The following is a 21,483-nucleotide window of genomic DNA, read 5'->3' on the forward strand; positions in this document are numbered from 1 at the left end:
ACATAATGACCGGTCATGGCTATATAACCTAAAAGACTATAACAAATTATAATACCTAATTAACTTACTATTTACCTAATGATGATCCTAACCTTATTTTTTCTTTAACGTTGTGTGCCATGATTGATATTTTTAATGTTACGTACTCTTGGTAGTAAATCTCTGTTTCCAGTATGTTGAAATTTGCCGTATCGGTCAAACTTAGCTTTGATTGGGTTTCTACCTCGTTTACGATCTCTGCAATACTGGTATGGTCGGCATGGACTGCCACAAGAACCCTAATAAAAAGGGTTTCGTATTTCATAATAAAATGATATTGGTTTTTAAACTCGGCAAACTGCCTGTAAAAGGCATCGGGGTTGTCTGCTTTGAATTCCTCCCCGTAACCCTGCCAGTAAATTTGGTCAAGTTGGTCTATAAATGCTGCTTCCATGTTGTTGCTGATTAGATAAAAGGAATAAATCCCCTGCCAAATAGCAGGTGCATTTAACGTTTATGCAGGGATGGTTATACCTGCTTCGATCTCTTCCAAACGGTTTACACATGCTGTTTACAAACTGTACTACTGCCCGTATGATAACATGATATTTAGTAGCGAACTTCCTGCGTTTGTCGTCCTCGATGGTCAAAACGCAACTTTGAAAGTGGTTTGCTTCGGTTTCGTCAGCATCATCGATCTGCGCTACTACAAAGGTCTCCAATGTATCAATGGTATCCAACAACGTGTCACGCTGTATTTTTCTGCGGTGCTTCAGCTTTAATCTCGTGTGTGTTCGGATCTGCCTTTAGTTGTTCGGCTTCCGCTTTCTGTGCTTCGGGCTTTGCCTGTTCTGCTTGCGGTTTTACCGTTTCACTCTTTACACTTCCTGTGGTTTCGGCTGTTCGGTCGGTGCGGGTTTTTCCGCTTTCTTTGCTTCGGTTTGGCCTTTTGGCTTATCGTCAAACTCCCCGCTCAACGGTAAACCGTTGGTTTTAGGCGCACCATTGTTTTCTGCATTAACGTTTACCGCTGAATTGTTTACCTTATTAGCTGTTTTTGCTGATTCGATTACTGTAGTTTTCATGATTTTGATTTTAAATTTTTACTGATAATGATTTTAATTTCTTTGCTCAGGTGGGGCGTTTTGTCCGTGCTGTTACCCTGTGCGGTGGGTGGGCTTCTGCTGTTTGCTATTTTTGTTTTCATGGTGCTTTCTCCTTTTTTAATAGGTCAGTCGGCAGGGGCCTCCTGTCTTTTTGATAAGCACCCTCACCTAAACCAATCCCTTTGTAAGGCAAGACTTTGCCAAAAAAAATATTACCCCGTAGCGCAGCGGAGTGGGTGGAGATTTTTTTTGAGCAAACCCGTAGGGCTCGGTCTTGACGTCAAAGGGATTGTTGAGAAATTTGCTGCTAAAAAGATGGGTGGAATTATTGACCAGGGTTTTCAAACACCTAAGAAAACTTATAAAGTGGCAGGCAGCATGGGTGGCGGAACGGAGCGACTTATGCCAGATGCAGTGAAGCGGCCGAATGGAGGAATGAGGCGGCTGGAACTGCTGAGTTAAAAATGCATAAAAATGCCCTGTTAAATAATAACAAGGCATTAACGATTTACTTACAGATTAATAATTATAGGAACTATAAATTAAGACTTTAAAATTATACTACCTGTGGTCTTCCTGCTTTCAAGGTCAGCGTGGGCAAGTGCCGCATCAGACAAGGAATAGATTGTTGGCTCCACCTGAAGTATGCCCTCGCTTACTTTTTCAAGTACCTCGATAACGGCATCGCTCTTTTTGTTCTGGTATCCTGCGTAGTTGTTCAAAATTCCCTGTACATAGCGGACACCTCTTTCTTCCATCATGTGCCTGTCCGGTTCCGGCCAGCCTGTGGCTGCTCCGAAAGACACGATTGTACCACCTTTTCTGACAACTTTCACAAATTGGTTGAAAGTTTCCCTGCCGATGCTATCGTATACGACATCAACCCTTTTTCCATTGGTAATAGAGGCTACCCTTTCTGACAAATCTTCGTTTTGCAGGTCTATCACGTAGTCAAGGCCGCGGCTGGCAGCCAATTGTTTTTTGCCGGGGCTACCTACAGTTCCAATTACTTTCGCACCCAATGATCTGGCCCAAGCACTCAATAACGACCCCACACCCCCGGTTGCTGCCTGTACTAACACAAAGTCTCCAGCCTTAACCTGGTAACTTTCTTTGATCAACATATGAGCGGTAAGCCCTTTGATCATCGTGGCCGCTGCCTGATCGAAACTAATATCATCGAATAGCTTGAAAATATCTTCCGAATTAATGATCTTGAATTCCGTATATGCACCCGAAGTGCCGTAATAGGCAACACGATCACCTATCGCAAAGTCTGTCACACCGGTGCCAATGGCCTCAATAACACCGGCTGCCTCAAGGCCGAGCGTTGCTGGATAAGCATCCATCGAAAACCTGCCATCCCTGAACATGATGTCCAGAAAATTGAGACCGATAGCTTTTTGGTTGATTAATACTTCGTTTACTTTTACATCAGGAAGATCGACTGTTTCGTACTTCAGTACTTCCGGTGGCCCTGGTTTTTCTATACGGACAATACCGGTTGATTTTTGATGATTCATTTGTACAATTTATTTTGTTTAACACGGCACAAAAATAGTTTAGCTTCATTGTAAAATTGAGTGACTTCCCTAATGGGAACCACTATCTTAAAGGGAAGTGCCTATTTTTGCATGATGGGACATAAATTAACAGAAGACCCTTCGGATTCGGACTGCGTACGCCATTTTAAGGCCATACTTGACACGCAGTATATTTTGAACGGGAAATGGAAAGTGATCATCATTGCGATGTTGGCACAAGGTAAGCGCCGTTACCTGGAACTTCAGCGGATGCTTGAAGGTATCGGATCTAAGATGCTTTCTAAGGAGCTGCAACATCTTGAAATTAACGGGATAGTATTGCGTACTGTTGTTCGCACTAAACCTGTTTCGGTTGAGTATGAACTTACCGCCTATGGAAAAACGTTGAAGCCTTTAACTGATGAAATGGCAAGATGGGGTCTCGCACACAAAAACCACTTACAGCACGAAGTAAAAGGTGTTGATAACAAATATAAATATTAGCGCCCGAATCGTGGGTCATTATTTAAACTAAGATTAATAAATATAAACAGTGCGGTTACTTCGCGACCAGACTGTCGTAAATAAATCTGATCTATGTAATTTACTTGCTGATAAAAAGCTCCCTATCAACACAATGAGGGTCATCCGGTTTAAAATAGGATTTAGCCCAATTATGATCGGTATATAAATTATAGGCTTTTAATTTTGTCTTTGAAGTTTTTTTCAGGTCAACCACTCCGTCTTTACCAGGCGCAGGAAATCTGTTGCGGATCTGAAAATGGTCAACCAGCGCTAATGCCTCCAGTGCGAAACTGTTGCGATATCCCGATCTCGGATCTCGATAAGATTATCCGTTTTCCATTTCTCCACCCTGGGCCAGATTGCTCGATCCATGCCAAACGACAGCTTGCGGTGTGTTGAAACCGCATACAATAAACTTGTGATGCACCTGGTGGCCGATATCTATGCTTCGTTCCTCCTCGAAGGGCGGCGGTAACAGGGTTTTGCCAGGAAGGCCGGTAACTCTTACACCTCACAATGGTATTCACCCGTTGCAGAATGGTATTGCCGCCCCCGGCATGTACCACGTAGTTTGCTAAGTTCGGTACCGAGAAGTAACCAACAATTCCGATCACCATAAGTAGGCCAGCCACACGGTGAGCGTGTGCTGAAAACCATCGAACACGGAAAAGCCAAAGACCAGCGGGCCGAGTATCGCCATTACGATCAGAAAGAAAGTACGAATGGTATTGATACACAGGGTCGCGGAAGCATAAAGCACTTCCAGCACTTGGCTTAGCCATTGCTTGATGCTGTTACGAAAGTTATAGCTCTGCTTTTCTGCCCAGAATTTCGCTGCCCACCAGTAAGCACCTTTCGAAAGTGCTTTGAACTTTGGTTCATACTTTATTAATTGTTTGAAAACTCCTTTAAATACCTTTGGTTAAGGCACGCTTTTCTGTGCGGTCTGTGCTTCGCTTTCCGGCGGGTTCAGCGGAATAAACGAACGCAAAAGCTGCCGGATTTATAACGTGGCTCCTGCCGGACACGCTTGATCTTGTCATGGGGTGTCCCATTGAAATTAAGCCCTTTCAGATCGGGTATTTTTCTGTTATTGTTCATGGTCGTACAATTGAATTTTAATGCTTCAAAATTGCCGAACACGGAAAATTTTAAAATCCCATATGGGATATATTATTTTAAGATCGAGGCTTATACTATGCTAAACCCCTTTTTTTTGTCCGTTCTTTTATTTTCCCATATGGGATTTTATCTTTTTTATTTCAGGGAATATTGCAACCGAAAGGAGAAAATATATGACCAATCCAGATTTGCAAATTCTGATTGACAACGGCATTCCAACGGCAGGACAGACCGAAAAGTTCACGGATTATACACTGTTGGAAAGCATAGAAAATGCTAAAAAAAGTGAAGAAAATATTAGTAAAAGTGAGGATATTTCACTAACTTTAATAGCAAAGATCGTTGTAGAAATTATTATAAAAGAGGAATTATGGATGCTTTAGGTTCTTAATATATAGGAAGCCGTGATACTCATCGTGACTTTGTCATACATCCAATTCTTTTGCAGGCCAAGGTCAAAGCTTGAAAAACCACTAAACCAGGAAGTAAATCGCGTGACACTTTACCGGACATTGGTTATCTTCGAGGAAAAAAATGAATTTTGCACAAGATAATGAAAGCCTATTGCTGATTCTAAAGGCCCGTTTTTCACTAATTTCTGTTCATAATATTATGTTTTAAATGTGAGATACAAAGATGAGCAATTGAGTTTTTCTTGGCAATACCCTAATTTCGTAATATTGTAGTCAAAATGAGGTTGTTAATTAAATGAAACCTTAAACTGGAAATACAATCCCAGTTATTTCTTGCGCTACTTTCCAAAGTTTTTTTGCAACTGTTTCGTCCATTGCATTTTCTTGCATATCAGCCAAAATCGGATAACCTCTTAATCCACTATCATCTGGCTCATACATATTCCCTCCAATTGCATCTTTAGAAACAGCCGCATACAGAGAAGACAAAGCTCCTTGCCAAGGTTCCATAAATGCACCAAGCCGTTCCTTACCAATGGCAATTTCTTCGTTACTTAGATGTCGTGTTAGTTCGGTATTATTTGCTCCAGGTTGTGCTGCTATTGACAATACTTGTTGTCCTTTGATTTTTATCCTTCGGTTTAACTCAATTGAAAATATCAAATTTGCCAATTTGCTTTGCCTGTATTCACGCAAAGCATTATAATCTTTTTCTGATTTTAAATTATCAAAATCAATTGTAGAGTTTTGATAGCCGTTACTGCTCAATGTAATTATCCGTGAACTATGGGTTGCCTGAAGCAGTGAATATAAATATCCCGTTAGTGCAAAGTGTCCTATAAAATTTACACCAAATTGCAGTTCATACCCTTCAGTCGTTTTTGAAGCTGGAGGTGAAGCTACTCCAGCATTATTGATTAACAAGTGTAGTTCCTCGTGTTGTTCAATAAATCTTTCAGAAAATAGTCTTACGGAATTTAGACTTGCCAAGTCAAGAATACCTGCTTCCAAAGAACCTGATCCTTTCTGATTTTCCATTTTAGAAATGGCATTTTTTGCTTTCTCCTTATCCCTACAAGCAACTATTACATTTGCACCTGCCTGATACAATGCTAGTGCTGTTTCATAACCGATACCTGTATTTCCACCTGTAACAATTACAGTTCGTCCTTTTTGATCAGGGATTTCTTTTGTCGTCCACATATTACTTTGCCTTTATTTATTAGTTTAATTACCATTGGGACGCGATTATTAATTCGTTTTTTTGGTACCCCTCTTAACGGTAGTTGTTTTCTTTAGTCCAGCCAATCCGGTTGGTGTAAGCTTAAATTGTTTTTTGAAAGCATATGAAAAGTGTGACAAAGCTTCAAAACCCAGATCAAGATAAATTTCCGATGGTTTCTTCTTTTTTTTATCGATAAGAAAATAAGCTTCCTGCAAACGTTTTTGTACCAACCAGTGATTCGGTGTATCGTTAAATAGTGTTTTAAAATCTCTTTTAAATGTTGACAAACTTCGCCCAGTCAGAAAAGCAAACCTCCCTATGCTTACATTAAAATAAAAATTACGATTCATAAATTCTTCGAGATTTATTTTTTCAGGCACACCAAAATCGAAGAGAATCCCGGCAAGTTCAGGTTGATTTTTCAAAAGAATGATTAGCAATTCTTCATATTTCCCATTTTCAAATGTAATTTCATTTTTTCCTGAACTATCGGAATAAGGGTTTAAGCAAAAAATGAAGTCCGATATTAATTTGTTAGGTTTTATTTTTACAAATGTATCCGGTGACCTAAATTTTATTGTTGTTTTTTTATTCTTCTCCCACCGGGTTTTAAGAAACGCTTCATCAAAACAGAAAATTACGGGTTCGAATTCGTCTTTCCCACTTTCAATTTTATACCTGGCTAATCTGTTTTTCCGAGCAATGCAATATTCGCCTGCTTTAAACGTGCAATTTTTATTGCCATCATAGCACTGTATTGCTCCCCTACTGACATATAAAAAAACATGATCGTGTATAAATTGTTCCGTTAGAATTTCCGCTGCATGTATTTCTTCTTTCTCAATCATTTTATAATTCCAAATTTAAGCATACTTTCTAATGAAGCAATAATAGCATCTTCATTATTTGCAATAGGCTTCCAACCAAGTATTTGTTTTGCTTTTGAATTGCTCACATTGCGATTTACGTTTAAAAACATGGCAGCAGTTTTTGCCTGAGAGTTAAACAAAGAAGCTATATTAATAATCCAATCAGGCACTGACCTCTTTGAAACATTTTTAGATACATCGGGCATTATTTTTTCTAGAAATGCTGCTATTTCAGGCATTGATATCTGCCCATCTGCTGTTGCAATAAAACGTTCTCCATTTGCTTTGGGATCAGTCATGGCGCGAATATGAAGATCAGCTACATCACGTACATCAACAATGTTCAATGATATACCGGGTATAGCTTTCATCGAACCATCTAACATGTGTTTCAAAATATCAAAACTTCCCGAAATATGTGTACTTAATGAAGGACCAAGAATAGCCACAGGATTGATAACACTTAACTCTAAATTGCCACCTTCATTTCTGATAAAATCCCATGCGGCACGCTCTGACAATCCTTTTGATTTTTCGTACGTAGATAGCCCTTTTAAATTCGGATCAGTCCAATCTGCTTCTGTTGTTTGTGTATTTTTATTTGTATGGCTAAAACCAACTGCGCCAAAACTTGATGTCATTACTACTCGTTTTACACCTGCATTTTTAGCCGCCTTCAATATTCTGACTATTCCTTCTACTGCCGGACGTATGGCTTCATTTTCATCTTTGGGAATGTCAAAAAACACAGGTGATGCAACACTTATTACGTATTTACATCCTTTCATTGCTTCTGCCCAGTTATCATCTTTTGTTAATTCCGCTTCAATAAAATCGAGCTTTTCGAAAGATTTGATGCCTGCAGCTTCAAGCGTGGCCAAAACTTTATTTTTGCTGCTCATTGAGCGAACCGTAGTTTTTACATTATATCCTTTTTGTAATAATTGGAGGACGATCTGCATTCCAACAAAGCCTGTCCCACCTGTCATTAAAATTGTTTCTGAATTTTCCATTTTTTTATCATTTAATTTATATGGTACAAAATTCGTCATTAAAAGATTACGCTACTTTCTTAAGAAGTCCAAATTTACTTTATTTAAAGGTTCATACTATGTCATAATATCTGAAACATCCGTAAGTTAGATCATATACCAAAAGCGTTTGAAAAGACTATATCATCAAAAAAAGCAATACCCCATAAATGGAGGTATTGCCATAAAATAATTTTTACAATTTGAGCCTGATTCCCGCATTAACCATCAGACCATCCACCGGAGCATAAATATTTTTGAATTTAGGGGTAGTCAAACTGCCCGTGTATATACTGTTCCATCTGGTTTGGCGCTGGTCAGGTAAGTTTTCAGCGTTCATAAAAATATCCAGAAGCCTCCACATCTTTTGAGCCAGCAAACCAAAGGTAGAATAGCCTTTTGCCGTCTGTTATAATTGCAGGCCGGTATAAAAGCTTTCAGCCCAGAAACGGAAATTGCCTTCTATTTCGTAGGTCGCATCAAAACTTATTTGATTTTTGGATGTCAGGGTTTGCCTCGCACTTATCCCATTAAAATGTGTATTAGTATCGGTATAAGTATAGCCTAGATAGAATACCAGTTCATCCATCACCAATTTGATACTGGTTTCCGTACCCCGAGTGCTTAAATAACCGTTGGCGTTGGTAAAACTATTATCTCGCAGGATCAGCGGCCTGTCAACTCTTGTTGAAAAAAATAATTGATTTATATTGATAAACGCCTCACCGCCTAATGCTCTAACATAATTAATGTCGCCGTTTAAACAATAGGATTGTTCAGCTTGAGTATTGCCGATATTTAAGGGTTTGATGTGCATGTAGTCGTCCTGCTCTATCTCATCACTAAATAATGAAGGCGTTTTATAGCCCAATCTGCCATCGATATGACTGCCCCACTATTCTGTTATCTTAAAAAGGGCATTTATTCTAGGTAATAGAAACAAGCCTGAGGTTGATCCGGCCGGTGCAGGCTTATTGATATCCAAGCGTAACCCACTTTCTACCGAGAACCAATTATTGACCTTGTAAGTATTTTGCACAAAAACCCCAATGGTAGTCTGGTTATATTTCAGGTTATTTTGCGGCGGATCTGCCGCAAAATAATCAGTAATCAGGTTGGCACCTCCTACACAGAAAGCTTTTTCACCATTACGTACATAATTGACCTCAAAATAAGAGGAAAGCTGACTGCCTTTAAAATCAAGCCCCGGCCCCGATAAATCCCAGTCAAAATATCCGATGGTATTTTTAAGATTGACTTTGCTTTCTTCATCTATATTATAGGTAAATGACAACTGTGCTGAAAAACGGAACGTTTTGTTTCGCTCAAAATATTGGTGCACATTATCGGTATGGCCAGAAATGACCTGCATGTCACCGTCCAAACGATCCTCATAAATAGTATTTATCCCGAACCAGCCCATATTTTGTTCATCCACATAAAGAAATATTTTGGGTCTGATGGCAAAACGTTTCATTTGCGGTATCGCGCTCAGCCCGGTATTCGACGGGTCATAAGCGCCATTGTAATCATAAGAACCAAAAATAGTCTTGCCTATATGCTTCCACTTCTGGCTGTAATAGCCGCTGGCATCTGTACCTTTGGAACTAGTACCGTTAAACAGGAAAGTCAACTTCCGTTCCTTTTCCGGAACTTTGCTGATCAGGTTAACCAGACCCTCAGCCATATAGGGTCGAAGCCGACCCTTTAATAAACTTTACCTGCCTTAGATCAAGCGGGCTGATCTGCAATAAGCTGAGGTTACCCAAAGGGCCTCCGTACAGAGGATCCCATCCTGTAGGAGCTCGTATACCTACTGTCCAAACCCTGGATACGGAAACTGGCACTGGAACTTACCGCTGAAGTTTGCTGAACGTGGATGCCCGTAATTTCACCCAGTAACATTTTGATATCGTCAGGTCTCATGATGCTTTTTTCGTCCAGTTCCTCTAGGGGCAAAGCGTCTACACGTGTTGGTACATCCCCCAGGTTCAGGTTGGTACGGGTGGTTTGCACGGTAACTTCCGCCTATTCCGCGGCTGAAGGTTCCAGCCGGATTGTAATAATGTCACTAGGGTGCTGCAAAGGGAAATTATAGATCATTTCGCTTTTGCCAAAGCCCACGTAACTGATCTCGATCTCGAATTTACCTCTGGGGACATTGGGAATAACTAATATGCCGCTGGTATCAGCGCTTATGCTGATATTTAAATCAGGTATTGTCGCTGTCGTGCCCTTTAGAACTGCCTTTGTCTGGTCGTTGAATATCTTCGCCTTAAAGGTATACTGTGCCGATGCCGTATGTGCCGATAGCACAAGGGATAACAGCATAAAAAATTTTTTCATGAAATATTGATATATTGGCTAAAACATAGCTATGGACTGCTTAGAACTTGAATGAATAAAAAGAGCGCGGAAAGCTTTTAGGCTATCGGCGGCCTGAAATATTGATGGTGATATTCCTGAGCATAGTAGCGGGCATGGCAAACTGGCTCGCTGGTCAATGGCTGTCCTACTTCATTAAAAATTCTAAAAAAATGCTGAAGGAAAAAAATCGAAAATGTAGGCTGATGCCCGAACTGTATTGCACTCCCGTTCTTGGGCTGGGAGTCGTGGTCATTGTAGCCAAATAGTTCCTTCCCGTGCAATAGATAATCGCCGACAAAATCACAGGTATCAGGTTTACCCACCCTAATCTCGCAATATGACTGGTACATCGCCGAGAGATCACGTATGAGCGAAAAATCACTGAGCGGAAAGATGAGCTGCCCGCCAGAAAATAGAAGGCTAAAAACAATGCAGTAACCAATCTTATCATTACGCAAATATAGTAATCCTAACACCAGCCGTCAAAAAATATAATCTAATCTGGACCTATCAGCGGTATTTTGAAAATAATGTAAAAACTATAGGCCAAAAAGAATTTTAGCGCGTTTTTTATTCCCAACAATGTCGACGCATTAACCAGAAACAATTCATTCCTTCTTTCTATGATACACAATCTCTATTATTAATGTTCAATACAAAAGAATTTGTCAACCGATATCCTATATGACATAACTTCTGCATTTTGCAGTGCAATTACCGATCAGCTCTATGAGTATTTCATTTCAAACATATCTAATCACGTAGATTAAAATTGTAAGTCTTTATAACTTAATATTTAATTTTCATTAAACAATACGATATTTGTTTCTAAATTCCATTTATCTTAGCCTATCGAACCTAACACAATGAGCGCAATCTTGACAGCGGACAACAAATACGAATTCCTTAAGGGAGGTGGGGAAATGGGTCAGCTAATCCGCGAATATCCCTGGGCCTCAACAGAGCTTGGAAGCCCGGAGCAGTGGCCGCAAAGCTTAAAAACTACATTAAGTATTCTTATCCAATCGAAATTCCCAATGTTTTTGTGGTGGGGACCTGAGCTGATCTGTTTTTATAACGATGCTTATAGACCAAGCCTGGGTAACGAGGGAAAACATCCCTTAATTTTGGGCATACGGGCCATCGAAGCATGGCCGGAGATATGGGACTATATTAAGCCGCTGATCGATCAGGTACTTTCTGGCGGTGAGGCGGTTTTCAACGAAGACCTACTGCTTCCCATATACCGAAATGGAGAAATGGAAAATGTCTACTGGACATTCAGCTATAGCCCGGTGATAGACGAATCAGGCAAACCGGGGGGTGTGTTTGTGACCTGCACTGAAACGACCCAGAAAATAAAACTGATAGATAACCTGGTTACCTCAGAACAGCGATTTCAGACACTGGTCAGGGAAGCGACGGTTGGGATTATAGCGCTTACGGGTAATGACTGGAAAGTAGAGATCGTCAATGCCGCTTACACCAGGCTGGTACACCGGAGAGTTGATCAGCTGCTGAACCACCCGCTATTCGAGATAATACCGGAAGCGGAACCACACTTCAGACCTATCCTAGAAAAGGTAATGTCGAGCGGAGAGCCTTTCTATCTTTATGAACACCCCTACTTTTTCTATGAGGACGGAGTAAAGAAAGACGGCTATCTTAACCTTGTTTATCAACCTTACCAGGAGTTGAATGGAACCGAGAAAGGGATCATGGTACTTTGCCAGGACGTAACCGAACAGGTGGGTGCGAGGATGGTGATAGAGGCAGCTCTGGAGCAAATGCGGTTGTCAAAAGAGGCTGCAAAACTGGGCACTTTTGATCTGGACCTGCTAAAGGGTACAATGGAATGGGACAAGCGGTGCAGGACTCTTTTTGGCATAAGCCATGATGATGAGGTAACCTATGAAAAAGATTTCGTGACGGGGCTTCATAGCGATGACCGTGACCGTATCTTAGATATTATTGACAAGCTTTTTGTCAGGTCGCTAAGCAATGGTGATTACGATGTTGAATATAGGACGGTTGGCGTGGAAGATCAGCAGTTACGCTGGATAAGGGCAAAGGGTAAGGTTTACTTTGATCGGCAGGATAACCCCACGCGTTTTATAGGCTCTGTTCTGGATATTACCCAGGAAAAACTGGAAGAGTTCCGTAAAAATGACTTTGTCGGAATTGTCAGCCATGAATTAAAAACGCCGCTGACCTCTTTGAGCAGTATTTTGCAATTGGCAGAGATCAGGCTTGGGAAGCAGCAGGACGAGTTTATGGCAGAAGCAATACACAAAGCGCTGAGACAGGTCAGGAAAATGAACAACATGATTACGGGATTTTTAAACCTGTCACGGTTTCAGTCAGGCAAGATCCATCTTGATACGATCTGTTTTTCTTTGGGCGAACTGATTACAGAAGCCATAGAACAGGTAAAGTTTACCACAGATACCGAAATTATTTATGTGCCGGGCATTGACCTCCTTGTCAGTGCGGATAAAGACAAAATAGAATCTGTCATCATCAACCTTTTGACTAATGCCATCAAATATTCACCCAGGGGGAAAAAGATAACTATTACCGCTCAGCGCAAGGGCAACGATGCAATGATCTGTGTTATTGACAAGGGATTTGGGATCAGCAAAGATGATCTTGATAATATATTTGAGCGATACTACCGGGTTGAAAATTACCGGACCAAGCATATACCAGGCTTTGGAATCGGGCTTTACCTTAGTGCCGAAATTGTCAAGATGCATCTGGGCAAGATCTGGGCATCCAGCGAGAAAGAAGTCGGGTCAACTTTTTATTTTACACTACCCTTGTCGAATCCGGATCCGGCCTAATTTTAAACTTATCATATAAGATTATGCAACACGACTTGAACTTTACCAGCAGGTAACCTCTTTGGCCGGACTGGGAATCTTTGAGCGAAACTCAACCACGGTGAAATTTACTGAAACAGTATCATTTGTGTGATATTGGAGGCTGACTGCCGTTAAACCCTAATTGCAGGTGTTGCGGTTGATTATAAAGAATACCAGGGAGTAATGCACGGTTTCTATCAGCAGGCGGGTATATTAAATAAAGGAAGAGTTTCCGAACAATACTGTAGTGAAATTACGAATAACTTTTATGAAATATATCATAAAGATTAGTAATTGGAATTCCTAAAGCATCGCAATCCTTTAGGTCATATATCTTTTTTCTAATACTTCCTACTTAACGAGAGATATAAAGATTTAGCCTGTAGGGATGCTAGCAACCAGCGAAAAAGAATCACCTATCCTCAATTAAATGACTGCCTGAATTCCCCGGGAGAAGACTTTGTTTTCGCCTTAAACAGTTTACTGAAAGATTGGGGGTGTTCGAAGCCTAATTGATAGGCAATCTCGTTGATGGATAAACTTGTCATTAACAGTTTTTCTTTTGCCAGTTCAATTAATTTGTCGTGAATGAATTGCTGTGTACTTTGCCCAGATAACATTTTCAGTAAACGGCTCAGATAATTGGGCGAAATATTCAATGCATCAGCAATGTACAAGACAGTCGGCAAGCCATTTTCATTCAGCGAATCACTCTCAAAATAAGTTTTCAGCAAAGCTTCCAGTCGGTTAAGGATGCGGTGACCGGCTATTTTTCGGGTGATAAATTGCCGCTGATAAAAACGGTCAGAATAAGTAAGCAGCAGTTCAATTTGTGCTATGATTACATCCTGACTTAAACCGTCTATCCGCGAATGGTATTCCTCTGCTATATTGTGAAAAATTCCGGCAACCATGATTTCTTCTTTTTCCGATAGATGAAGAGCTTCATTGATATGATAATCAAAGTATTCGTACTTCTTGATTTTGTTAGCCAAAGATGTATTCCCAAGAAAATCAGGATGGATAAGTAATAGCCAACCTGTATGCTTGAAGTCATCTGCTGTAGTAGAATCGAAAAAAAGTAATTGCCTGGGTGACATAAAATGCATGACGCCTTCATCAAAGTCAAAATCCTGCTGCCCATATTTCATTTTTGCGCTAAAGTTCTTCTTCAAGGCAATGGTGTAAAAATCCAATACGATACTCAGCTGTCCTTTATCAGGAATACGCTGAATATCTTCAAATCTGATCACACTTACTAAAGGCTGTCCCGGTTTGGGTAACTCATTGAAACGATGATATTCGGCGATGGTTTTGATATGATGCGGCGGCGTTACGAACATGTTACGTGATTAAATGTTACAGATTAAACAATATCTTCAATCCCTCCTTTAACGAAGCTGGTTTGCGCCCAAGTATATTTTCAAGGTCTTCACTGACTTTGGATTCCTGACCGTTTTCGATATCGATCATAAAGCCAAGACTCATTTTGGCTACAAACTCAGGTAATCCTTTTTTGATAGCTGCTTGCAAGAAAACATCCGGCTCAACCGGCTTATAAGTTACACTTTTACCGGATAGGTCACTAAGTGCCGCTGCAACATCATAAAAAGAATAGGTCTCAGTATTTGTAAAGTCATAAATGCGGTTGTCACAGTCATATTTGGCTAAGACATTGCCAATAGCTTCTCCCATATCGCTTCTGAGCGCATATGATGCCACGCCATCACCGGCGGGCTGATTGATGCCGGTGTCAAGTACATCTCTACCCAAAAGTAATACCATAGCATCCATATATAAAATATTGCGGAAAAGAATATAGTTTAACCCGCTATTCTTTATATAATCTTCTGTTTCAAAGTGCCGCTTCATCAGGTGGTTGGCTAAGGTGTTTCTGTCTTTTAGACATCGTCCGGTATACGCAATACATTTTACCCCGGCCTTTTTCGCGGCATCAACTACATTTTGATGCTGCTCCAGGCCATTCTGAGCTCTCCCACCAGAAATTAAAAGCACTTTTCCGATTCCCTCCATCGCTTTATCTAGTGAGGCAATATCATCATAGTCACCTAAACGCAACTCAACCCCTTGTTCCTTCAAATCAGCGGCTTTGTTCTTGTCACGTGTAAGTGCAACCACCTGATTAGCAGGTATAGTTTTGAGTAATGATTCAATTACTGCTTTCCCAAGGTTTCCTGTTGCCCCCGTTATTAATATTTTTTCCATTTTACGTTTTTTTAGTTTTAGTAAAATTCAACCATTGAAAAATACAAAAAGGAACCAAATCTATCTTTGTAGCAGTCAAATATGACATTTTTAATTATTGACAAATAAGTGCCACTATCAAATACAATAATCACTTGCTTTTTATACCAACCCCATTTTAATTGCGCATAGACTGCCTGATCCGCTCCCGATGCTGTTCTCCCCATACATCAAGTTCGTGCAGTACATTTTTTAAAGTCAAATTATATTCTGTAGCTTCGTAGATGATGGTCACAGGTGTTGTCGGATACACATTCCTTTTAACAAATTCATTCCGTTCAAGATTCTTTAGTTCATTGGACAGTACTTTTGGGGATATCCCTGTTACCTCGTTTTGAATCTCCTTAAAGCGATTTGGTTTTTTTACCAGGCTTAAAACTACCGGCAATTCCAACGGCCGTTGAGCACATACAATGCATCAAGAACATTTTTGAGTGAATTGTCGCACTCTTTTTTAGCAGGAATTTCGGCTGTCTTCATAGTCAAAGATAGGCACTTTCCCAAAAGTAATTGCTTTCCTTTAGGTAAGTACTCACTTAGGGATAGTTAAAGGAACTAACTTTGAGATCAAATATATGAGCATATAAGCTTATACAAAACTGAATTCTTTTATGAAACGAATCCTTTATCTAACATCAAGCATCCAGGGCAGTCAGTCTTACAGTATCAAACTGGGCAATGCCATCGTCAAAATGGCACAGGAGAAATATCCGGACAGTACGGTCGAACAAGTGAACCTGGTTGATCTTGAGATACCACATTTAAATCCCAATATTCTACGGTCCATGTTTACTCCCGGAGATCAGCTTACAGCCGAAGAAAAAGAATCACTTAGGTACTCGGATGAAGCCGTGAGACAATTACTGGCAGCTGATATAATCATTATCGGCGCTCCGCTTTACAATTTCACGATACACACTGCATTAAAAGCCTGGATCGATCACATTACCAGGGCAGGAATAACGTTCGGTTATGGCGATAACGGACCCATTGGCTTGGTAACCGGCAAAAAGGTTTACGTAGCGATGTCGTCCGGCGGTGTTTATTCAGAAGGGCCGGGCCAGGTCAACGATTTTGTCGCACCTTACCTGAAAGCTTTTCTTGGCTTTTTAGGCATGACCGATTTAACGGTATGCCGCGCCGAAGGTTTGAAAGTGCCTGTAATAAAGGAATATGCTTTGGATAGGGCTATTGATAGTATAGTGATCGATTAAATTGTTTGATGAAAAAGATAAGTGCTTGACCCGAAAAAGCAAATACCTTCTAACATACTGATGGTATTTGCTCTTTTACCTGTCCTAAATAGATAATGACACGGCGCGGGCGATCTCAAATGTTGCTCCGGCGATTTACAGCATGACTGATAGCCGGCTGAAATGTCGGTAACACCGGACCAGCCATCCGCTGCAGTTTATACCTTCATCATCGGCTGGAATTTGTATTGACTGGGGGCCACGTAATTCCTGCGCAGCCAGATTAACCGGATCAGGACTCAATGGAATTATTCGATTACCTTTCGGGCCTTAACTGGTCAGCGACCTGAGCATGTCCTGTAACAGGATCCGAAACATTTGCGAATTTTCACAGAGGGCGCTGTAATGTATTCCCGTTTTTCCTGTCTAACGCCTAAAAAATTTCAGTTATGGAAACTCTGCCTGAATGCGACCGGTGACTGTCCGGTTTTTTGTTTGAACATTTTGCTGAACGAGGGCAGATGCTCAAAGCCGAAACTGTAGGCGATCTCGCTAACTGTCAGATCTGTGGCTGACAACTTCTGCTTTGCAACCTCCACCAATTTTTCATGGATATGCTGCTGTGTATTCAAACCGGTGAGTGTTTTTAGCAGCCCGCTCAGATAGTTGGGGGATATATTAAGTTTTCCGGCAACGTAAATGACACTGGGGATTCCCTGCTTCAAATGCTTTTCTCCAAGGAAATAATCCTCCAGTAAGTTTTCCACTTTATTGAGAATGCGGTGGCTAGTTACGTTGCGGGTGATGAACTGCCGGTGATAAAAACGGTCGGCATTGCCGAGCAGGGCTTCCAGGTGTGCGATTATAATAGGCTGGGAAAATCGGTCGGTATAGGCCAGACATTCCTGCCCGATATGGTCAATGATGTCGCCGACCCTTTTTTCTTCCCTTTCCGAAAGGAAAAGTGCCTCGTTTGCAGAATAGCCGAAATAGCCGTATTGCCTGATGTTCTTTGATAAGGCGGTACGCCTCAAAAAATCAGGATGGATCAAAAGAAGCCAGCCGGTAGGTTTCGACGATGAGTCAGTTTCAGCTTCTACACGCAGCACCTGCCCGGGCGCGAGGAAATACATTATACCCTCGTCAAAATCATAAGGCTGCTGCCCGTATATCATTTTGAAGTTGAGGCCGCGCTTTACAGAGATCGAATAAAAATCAAATACGGCGCTAACCCCGTTTCGTTCCTCCGGCAGGCGAATCTCAGCATAGTCAATCAAACTGATCAAAGGATGCAGCGGCCCGGAGAGTCCGGTGATCCGGTGGAACTCGGTAATCGTTCGAACCCGGAGTGGTACAATGCTAGTCATATTGCTAATGTACTTTTTTTGTTCTTGCCTTTTGCAGGGTCCTGTCCAAAAAATTCAGGATGGTCTCCGGAGCCAGCCTGCTCATTATCTTGAGAATTCTGGATGCGCCAGGTTTAATTTCCATTTTATTATTTAAGATTCCTTCAATGGCGATACTGACCATTTTGTCAACCGCCATATTTTGGGTACTGTCTACTAGGCCGGTAAAGGCATCCAACAATGGCGTTTCTGTGCTGGGCGGAGCCAGTTCAAACACCTTTATATTGGTCTGTCTCAATTGTAAGCGCAGGACACGTGTATAGGCGTGAATCCCCGCTTTGGCTGCGCTGTAAATAGGCGATGCGGGGAACGGGACGAAGGCCAGTCCGGAGGAAACATTGATGATTGCAGCGTCTTTCTGATTAAAAAGGTGTGGCAGAAATGTTTGCACCATCTTAATGCTCCCAGAGAGATTTATGTCGATCTCCGCCGTTATCTCATGCACGTCGAGGTTTGTCGTCAACAGATCAAGGTCCCTCATTACTCCCGCATTATTGATGATGATGTTGAGTTGCGGAAACTGCCTTATGACATCCTCATACAACTGTGAAATAGCAAGCGTATCCCTAACGTCGCTCTGAAAGGTATGCAGCTGCGGAAATTGTTTCTTTACCTGTTCAAGACGCGAAAGATCCCTGCCGGTAGTAATAATTGTGCTGACGCCTTGGTCGATAAGTTGTCTGATGAGTTCAAGGCCAATTCCGCTACTTCCCCCGGTAACAAGAACGGTGCTGTTTTTAAGTTCCATATCTCTATTTATTTTAATGGAACAAAAGTCGCCTGCTATCTGGTAAATTGTTTATCCAAATCTATGATTGTCTTAACCGAAACCAACAGTGCCGGGAAATCTGAAGTCTGTATCTGTGGATGATGGTTAAATGACCTGCCAAAGGTTGTGCACTTACAAAATAGGCGATTTATAACGGCGGATATGGCCCTGCATGGGAAAATGCACAGAGAGCACATCTGACTGTCTGAGCCTTCCGTCGGCAAACCGGTATAGCGGGATAAATGAAAAGGTAGCGGCTGAAACATCTTAGCAGGTTCCGTGTTGCAGGAAGACATTCATGACTTGGTAGTCCAGCTCACCGAAGTACCGGAACATTGGTATTAACAAACCAGGGATCAGGCAGGAACTCTGGTTTCCCTGGCAGGGGATTCCAAAGGTGCTTGCCGGGGGGATATAATTGTGGGACTATCCTGTTTATAGATGGTCTGCTGACAACGGGCGGTCATTAAAGTTAGTGTGCAATCCGATAATTTTTGGTTTCTTTGAAGTTTAAACGATCCGACCGATTTAGCTATGAATCTTAAAAAAATATTGATAACGGCCATTGCCTGTGTGCCAACAATGTTATCTGCCCAGCAATGGCAACCGAAACAGGCTGCGCTGATGAGCAGATTTGCCGGAGACGTGAACCCTTCCAGCGTACTGCCCGAATATCCCCGGCCCCAGCTCGTCCGCGAAAAGTGGCTAAACCTTAACGGACTGTGGCAGTACCAGCCGGCTACGGGCAGAAATGAGCCCCCGCCAAATGGTAAACTGTCGGGCTCCATATTGGTCCCTTTCCCCGTAGAGTCAGCGCTTTCGGGTGTAATGGAGCATCACGAGGTGATCTGGTACCGTCGGAAATTTATAATTCCTGCAAGCTGGAAGGGCGAGAAGGTCCTGATCCACTTTGGTGCTGTGGATTATGAGGCAGAGCTGTTCGTCAACGGTAAAAGTCTGGGCAAACATTCCGGCGGCTATGACCCCTTCAGTTATGATATTTCGACTACCTTGAAAAACTCGGGAGAGCAGGATATTGCCGTCAGGGTTTTTGATCCGACTGATAATGGGGGTTTCCCGCGCGGTAAACAGACGCTCAGCCCCGGTGGTATAACCTATACCTCCGTTACGGGTATCTGGCAGACGGTTTGGCTGGAACCTGTTCCGGTCGTTCATATCGATGATATCAAAATTGTGCCGGACATAGACAAGTCTGTTGTTAAGGTCACCGTTATTACCAGTTCCGGCAGTAATCCGGTAGTCGTCACTGTGAAAGATGGCTCGGTAGTGACCAATAAAGAAATTACCATCCCTGTCAAACACGCGAAGTTATGGTCGCCGGACAGTCCCTTTTTATACGATCTGGTCGTTGATTTGAAAAAAGCATCGAAAAATACCGATGAAGTCAAGAGCTATTTCGGTATGCGAAAAATCAGCGTCGGCGAGGAAGGGGGCTATAAAAAAATGTTCCTCAACAACAGGTTTCTCTTTCAGGTAGGGCCACTGGATCAGGGATTCTGGCCTGACGGGGGATATACGGCACCTACTGACGCAGCGCTAAAATACGATCTGGAAATGATCAAAAAATTTGGGTTCAACATGGTGCGGAAACACATCAAGGTAGAGTCTTACCGCTGGTACTATTGGGCCGACAAACTGGGACTGATGGTCTGGCAGGATATGCCGTCAGCCAATTCCTATGCCAGTCAAGCGCCGCCCCCTGTCGATACCGCTGCTTTTCGTTCGGAACTGGAGCGTTTGGTCAAAACGCACTGGAATTCCCCTTCTATCGTCAGCTGGGTTATTTTTAATGAAGCACAGGGGCAGCACCATACCGCAGGGTATGTTGATCAGGTACGTAAGCTGGACCCCACGCGCCTGATCAACCAGGGCAGCGGATGGGCGCACTTTGGTGTGGGAGATGTGCTGGATATTCACAATTATCCGGCACCGGGCGTACCGGTAAGTACAAGCCAAACACTGGCCTGTGGCGAGTATGGCGGTATAGGATTTATTTTTCCGGGTCATGTCTGGCGTCCGGGCAATACCTATGTAATGACGGACAATGAAGAGAAATATACCGTTCTGTATGATCAATTCGCGACCGACCTTGCAATATACAAGACAAACAACGGACTTAGCGCTGCCGTTTATACGGAGATCACAGATGTGGAGGGAGAACTGAACGGACTGCTGACCTATGACCGTGCGGTGGTCAAGGGCGATCCGGTTCGGATCAGAGCCTCCAACCAGAAAACGATCAGCCTCAGTATTTTTCTGAAAACGCTATTGCCCGCCTCGGTCAAAAAACCGGTGATTTGGAAATACTCGCTGGAAAAACCCGGTGAGGGCTGGTACGCCACTGATTTTGACGACAGTAAGTGGCAGGCCTCGCCGGGCAGCTTCGGGTCAACTGGCGCACCGGGTGCCGTGATCGGTACCAATTGGACGACACACGATATTTGGCTGCGGCAGGATTTTAGTCTGGGGGCGTCTGTTGACAGGGATAAGCTCCAGCTTACAGTTTATAATGACGATGGCTGTGAAATCTACATAAACGGCATTTTAGCCGCGTCTTTGAGTGGTGCTTCCAAAGGCTACGTTATCGTGCCTATTTCGGCAGAAGCAAAACGAGCGGTCATAACAGGTGGGCGAAACCAGATTTCTGTACACGGACACCAGGAGTACGGAGACCAGGTCATTGATGTGGGCATAAACCAGATCACCCAGAAATAGGGTTAACGATGCCGTGCTGACAGTCTTCACTAAAACGCCATCGGATTGGGTTAATCCATAAGTTTTTATATATTTGAGATTTATACATCA

At 42.2% G+C, this 21,483-nt stretch carries 21 protein-coding genes and 1 pseudogene; 6 read left to right on the forward strand and 16 right to left on the reverse strand.

Annotated features, from left to right (window positions below):
- Positions 1 to 67 precede the first annotated feature (67 nt).
- Both H7U22_RS21525 and H7U22_RS21530 read right to left on the reverse strand, forming a co-directional pair.
- Complete coding sequence (locus tag H7U22_RS21525) at positions 68 to 433, reverse strand: hypothetical protein (protein WP_187073411.1); 366 nt, start codon at positions 431 to 433, stop codon at positions 68 to 70.
- A 424-nt stretch (positions 434 to 857) separates the two neighbouring features.
- Positions 858 to 1,064 carry a hypothetical protein gene (locus H7U22_RS21530; RefSeq protein WP_187073412.1) on the reverse strand — a complete coding sequence of 69 codons (207 nt, stop codon included), beginning with the start codon at positions 1,062 to 1,064 and terminating at the stop codon, positions 858 to 860.
- A 27-nt stretch (positions 1,065 to 1,091) separates the two neighbouring features.
- On the opposite strand from H7U22_RS21530, the gene H7U22_RS21535 reads away from it, so the two are divergent.
- Positions 1,092 to 1,547 carry a hypothetical protein gene (locus H7U22_RS21535; RefSeq protein WP_187073413.1) on the forward strand — a complete coding sequence of 152 codons (456 nt, stop codon included), beginning with the start codon at positions 1,092 to 1,094 and terminating at the stop codon, positions 1,545 to 1,547.
- Positions 1,548 to 1,627: 80 nt separating this feature from the next.
- On the opposite strand, the gene H7U22_RS21540 is transcribed toward H7U22_RS21535, so the two are convergent.
- Positions 1,628 to 2,608, reverse strand: coding sequence for a quinone oxidoreductase family protein (locus H7U22_RS21540; RefSeq protein WP_187073414.1), 981 nt, complete (start codon positions 2,606 to 2,608; stop codon positions 1,628 to 1,630).
- Between the two features lie 72 nt (positions 2,609 to 2,680).
- Here H7U22_RS21540 and H7U22_RS21545 point away from each other — a divergent pair, with 72 nt between their 5' ends.
- Complete coding sequence (locus H7U22_RS21545) at positions 2,681 to 3,112, forward strand: winged helix-turn-helix transcriptional regulator (protein WP_248284826.1); 432 nt, start codon at positions 2,681 to 2,683, stop codon at positions 3,110 to 3,112.
- A gap of 533 nt (positions 3,113 to 3,645) precedes the next feature.
- On the opposite strand, the pseudogene H7U22_RS21550 reads toward H7U22_RS21545, so the two are convergent.
- A pseudogene (locus H7U22_RS21550) lies at positions 3,646 to 3,965 on the reverse strand (conjugative transposon protein TraJ); the annotation flags it as partial.
- 463 nt (positions 3,966 to 4,428) lie between these two features.
- Here H7U22_RS21550 and H7U22_RS21555 point away from each other — a divergent pair.
- Entirely contained in the window at positions 4,429 to 4,638 is a 210-nt protein-coding gene (locus H7U22_RS21555; RefSeq protein ID WP_187073415.1) for a hypothetical protein, read from the forward strand.
- Positions 4,639 to 4,971: 333 nt separating this feature from the next.
- Here H7U22_RS21555 and H7U22_RS21560 read toward each other — a convergent pair whose 3' ends face one another.
- The 7 genes from H7U22_RS21560 to H7U22_RS21580 form a co-directional block, all read right to left on the reverse strand.
- Positions 4,972 to 5,871 carry an oxidoreductase gene (locus tag H7U22_RS21560; protein ID WP_187073416.1) on the reverse strand — a complete coding sequence of 300 codons (900 nt, stop codon included), beginning with the start codon at positions 5,869 to 5,871 and terminating at the stop codon, positions 4,972 to 4,974.
- Positions 5,872 to 5,919: 48 nt separating this feature from the next.
- Entirely contained in the window at positions 5,920 to 6,741 is an 822-nt protein-coding gene (locus H7U22_RS21565; protein ID WP_187073417.1) for a helix-turn-helix domain-containing protein, read from the reverse strand.
- Positions 6,738 to 7,775, reverse strand: coding sequence for an SDR family oxidoreductase (locus tag H7U22_RS21570; protein ID WP_187073418.1), 1,038 nt, complete (start codon positions 7,773 to 7,775; stop codon positions 6,738 to 6,740). The genes H7U22_RS21565 and H7U22_RS21570 overlap by 4 nt, the downstream gene beginning before the upstream one ends.
- A 427-nt stretch (positions 7,776 to 8,202) precedes the next feature.
- A complete protein-coding gene (locus H7U22_RS22915; RefSeq protein ID WP_222621928.1) occupies positions 8,203 to 8,664 on the reverse strand; it encodes a TonB-dependent receptor in 462 nt (153 codons plus the stop codon).
- Between the two features lie 24 nt (positions 8,665 to 8,688).
- Positions 8,689 to 9,480 carry a TonB-dependent receptor plug domain-containing protein gene (locus H7U22_RS22920; RefSeq protein WP_222621929.1) on the reverse strand — a complete coding sequence of 264 codons (792 nt, stop codon included), beginning with the start codon at positions 9,478 to 9,480 and terminating at the stop codon, positions 8,689 to 8,691.
- 341 nt (positions 9,481 to 9,821) lie between these two features.
- Complete coding sequence (locus H7U22_RS22925; RefSeq protein WP_222621930.1) at positions 9,822 to 10,139, reverse strand: carboxypeptidase-like regulatory domain-containing protein; 318 nt, start codon at positions 10,137 to 10,139, stop codon at positions 9,822 to 9,824.
- 77 nt (positions 10,140 to 10,216) lie between these two features.
- Positions 10,217 to 10,618, reverse strand: coding sequence for a hypothetical protein (locus tag H7U22_RS21580; protein WP_187073419.1), 402 nt, complete (start codon positions 10,616 to 10,618; stop codon positions 10,217 to 10,219).
- 408 nt (positions 10,619 to 11,026) lie between these two features.
- Between H7U22_RS21580 and H7U22_RS21585 the strand changes: the two genes are divergently transcribed.
- Positions 11,027 to 13,003: an ATP-binding protein gene (locus H7U22_RS21585; protein WP_187073420.1), complete on the forward strand. Its 1,977-nt coding sequence runs from the start codon at positions 11,027 to 11,029 to the stop codon at positions 13,001 to 13,003.
- Positions 13,004 to 13,446: 443 nt separating this feature from the next.
- Here H7U22_RS21585 and H7U22_RS21590 read toward each other — a convergent pair whose 3' ends face one another.
- The 3 genes from H7U22_RS21590 to H7U22_RS21600 all read right to left on the reverse strand — a co-directional run bounded on the left by H7U22_RS21590 (position 13,447) and on the right by H7U22_RS21600 (position 15,683).
- Positions 13,447 to 14,367: a helix-turn-helix domain-containing protein gene (locus H7U22_RS21590; protein WP_187073421.1), complete on the reverse strand. Its 921-nt coding sequence runs from the start codon at positions 14,365 to 14,367 to the stop codon at positions 13,447 to 13,449.
- Between the two features lie 16 nt (positions 14,368 to 14,383).
- The gene (locus H7U22_RS21595) at positions 14,384 to 15,250 is read right to left on the reverse strand and encodes an SDR family oxidoreductase (protein ID WP_187073422.1); all 867 of its coding nucleotides are present in this window, start codon (positions 15,248 to 15,250) and stop codon (positions 14,384 to 14,386) included.
- 157 nt (positions 15,251 to 15,407) lie between these two features.
- Positions 15,408 to 15,683, reverse strand: a complete 276-nt coding sequence (locus H7U22_RS21600; RefSeq protein WP_317173019.1) for a winged helix-turn-helix transcriptional regulator — start codon at positions 15,681 to 15,683, stop codon at positions 15,408 to 15,410.
- 217 nt (positions 15,684 to 15,900) lie between these two features.
- Between H7U22_RS21600 and H7U22_RS21605 the strand changes: the two genes are divergently transcribed.
- Positions 15,901 to 16,503, forward strand: coding sequence for an FMN-dependent NADH-azoreductase (locus H7U22_RS21605; protein ID WP_187073423.1), 603 nt, complete (start codon positions 15,901 to 15,903; stop codon positions 16,501 to 16,503).
- Between the two features lie 422 nt (positions 16,504 to 16,925).
- Here the strand turns inward: H7U22_RS21605 and H7U22_RS21610 are convergent, their stop codons facing one another.
- Together H7U22_RS21610 and H7U22_RS21615 are read right to left on the reverse strand one after the other, a co-directional pair.
- Positions 16,926 to 17,849, reverse strand: coding sequence for a helix-turn-helix domain-containing protein (locus H7U22_RS21610; RefSeq protein ID WP_187073424.1), 924 nt, complete (start codon positions 17,847 to 17,849; stop codon positions 16,926 to 16,928).
- 4 nt (positions 17,850 to 17,853) lie between these two features.
- Positions 17,854 to 18,636, reverse strand: a complete 783-nt coding sequence (locus H7U22_RS21615; protein ID WP_187073425.1) for an SDR family oxidoreductase — start codon at positions 18,634 to 18,636, stop codon at positions 17,854 to 17,856.
- A 555-nt stretch (positions 18,637 to 19,191) separates the two neighbouring features.
- Between H7U22_RS21615 and H7U22_RS21620 the strand changes: the two genes are divergently transcribed.
- Complete coding sequence (locus H7U22_RS21620; protein ID WP_187073426.1) at positions 19,192 to 21,393, forward strand: glycoside hydrolase family 2 protein; 2,202 nt, start codon at positions 19,192 to 19,194, stop codon at positions 21,391 to 21,393.
- The last annotated feature ends 90 nt before the right edge of the window (positions 21,394 to 21,483 follow it).

This window comes from Pedobacter fastidiosus (genome assembly GCF_014306625.1).
In the GTDB taxonomy this organism is placed as follows: domain Bacteria; phylum Bacteroidota; class Bacteroidia; order Sphingobacteriales; family Sphingobacteriaceae; genus Pedobacter; species Pedobacter fastidiosus.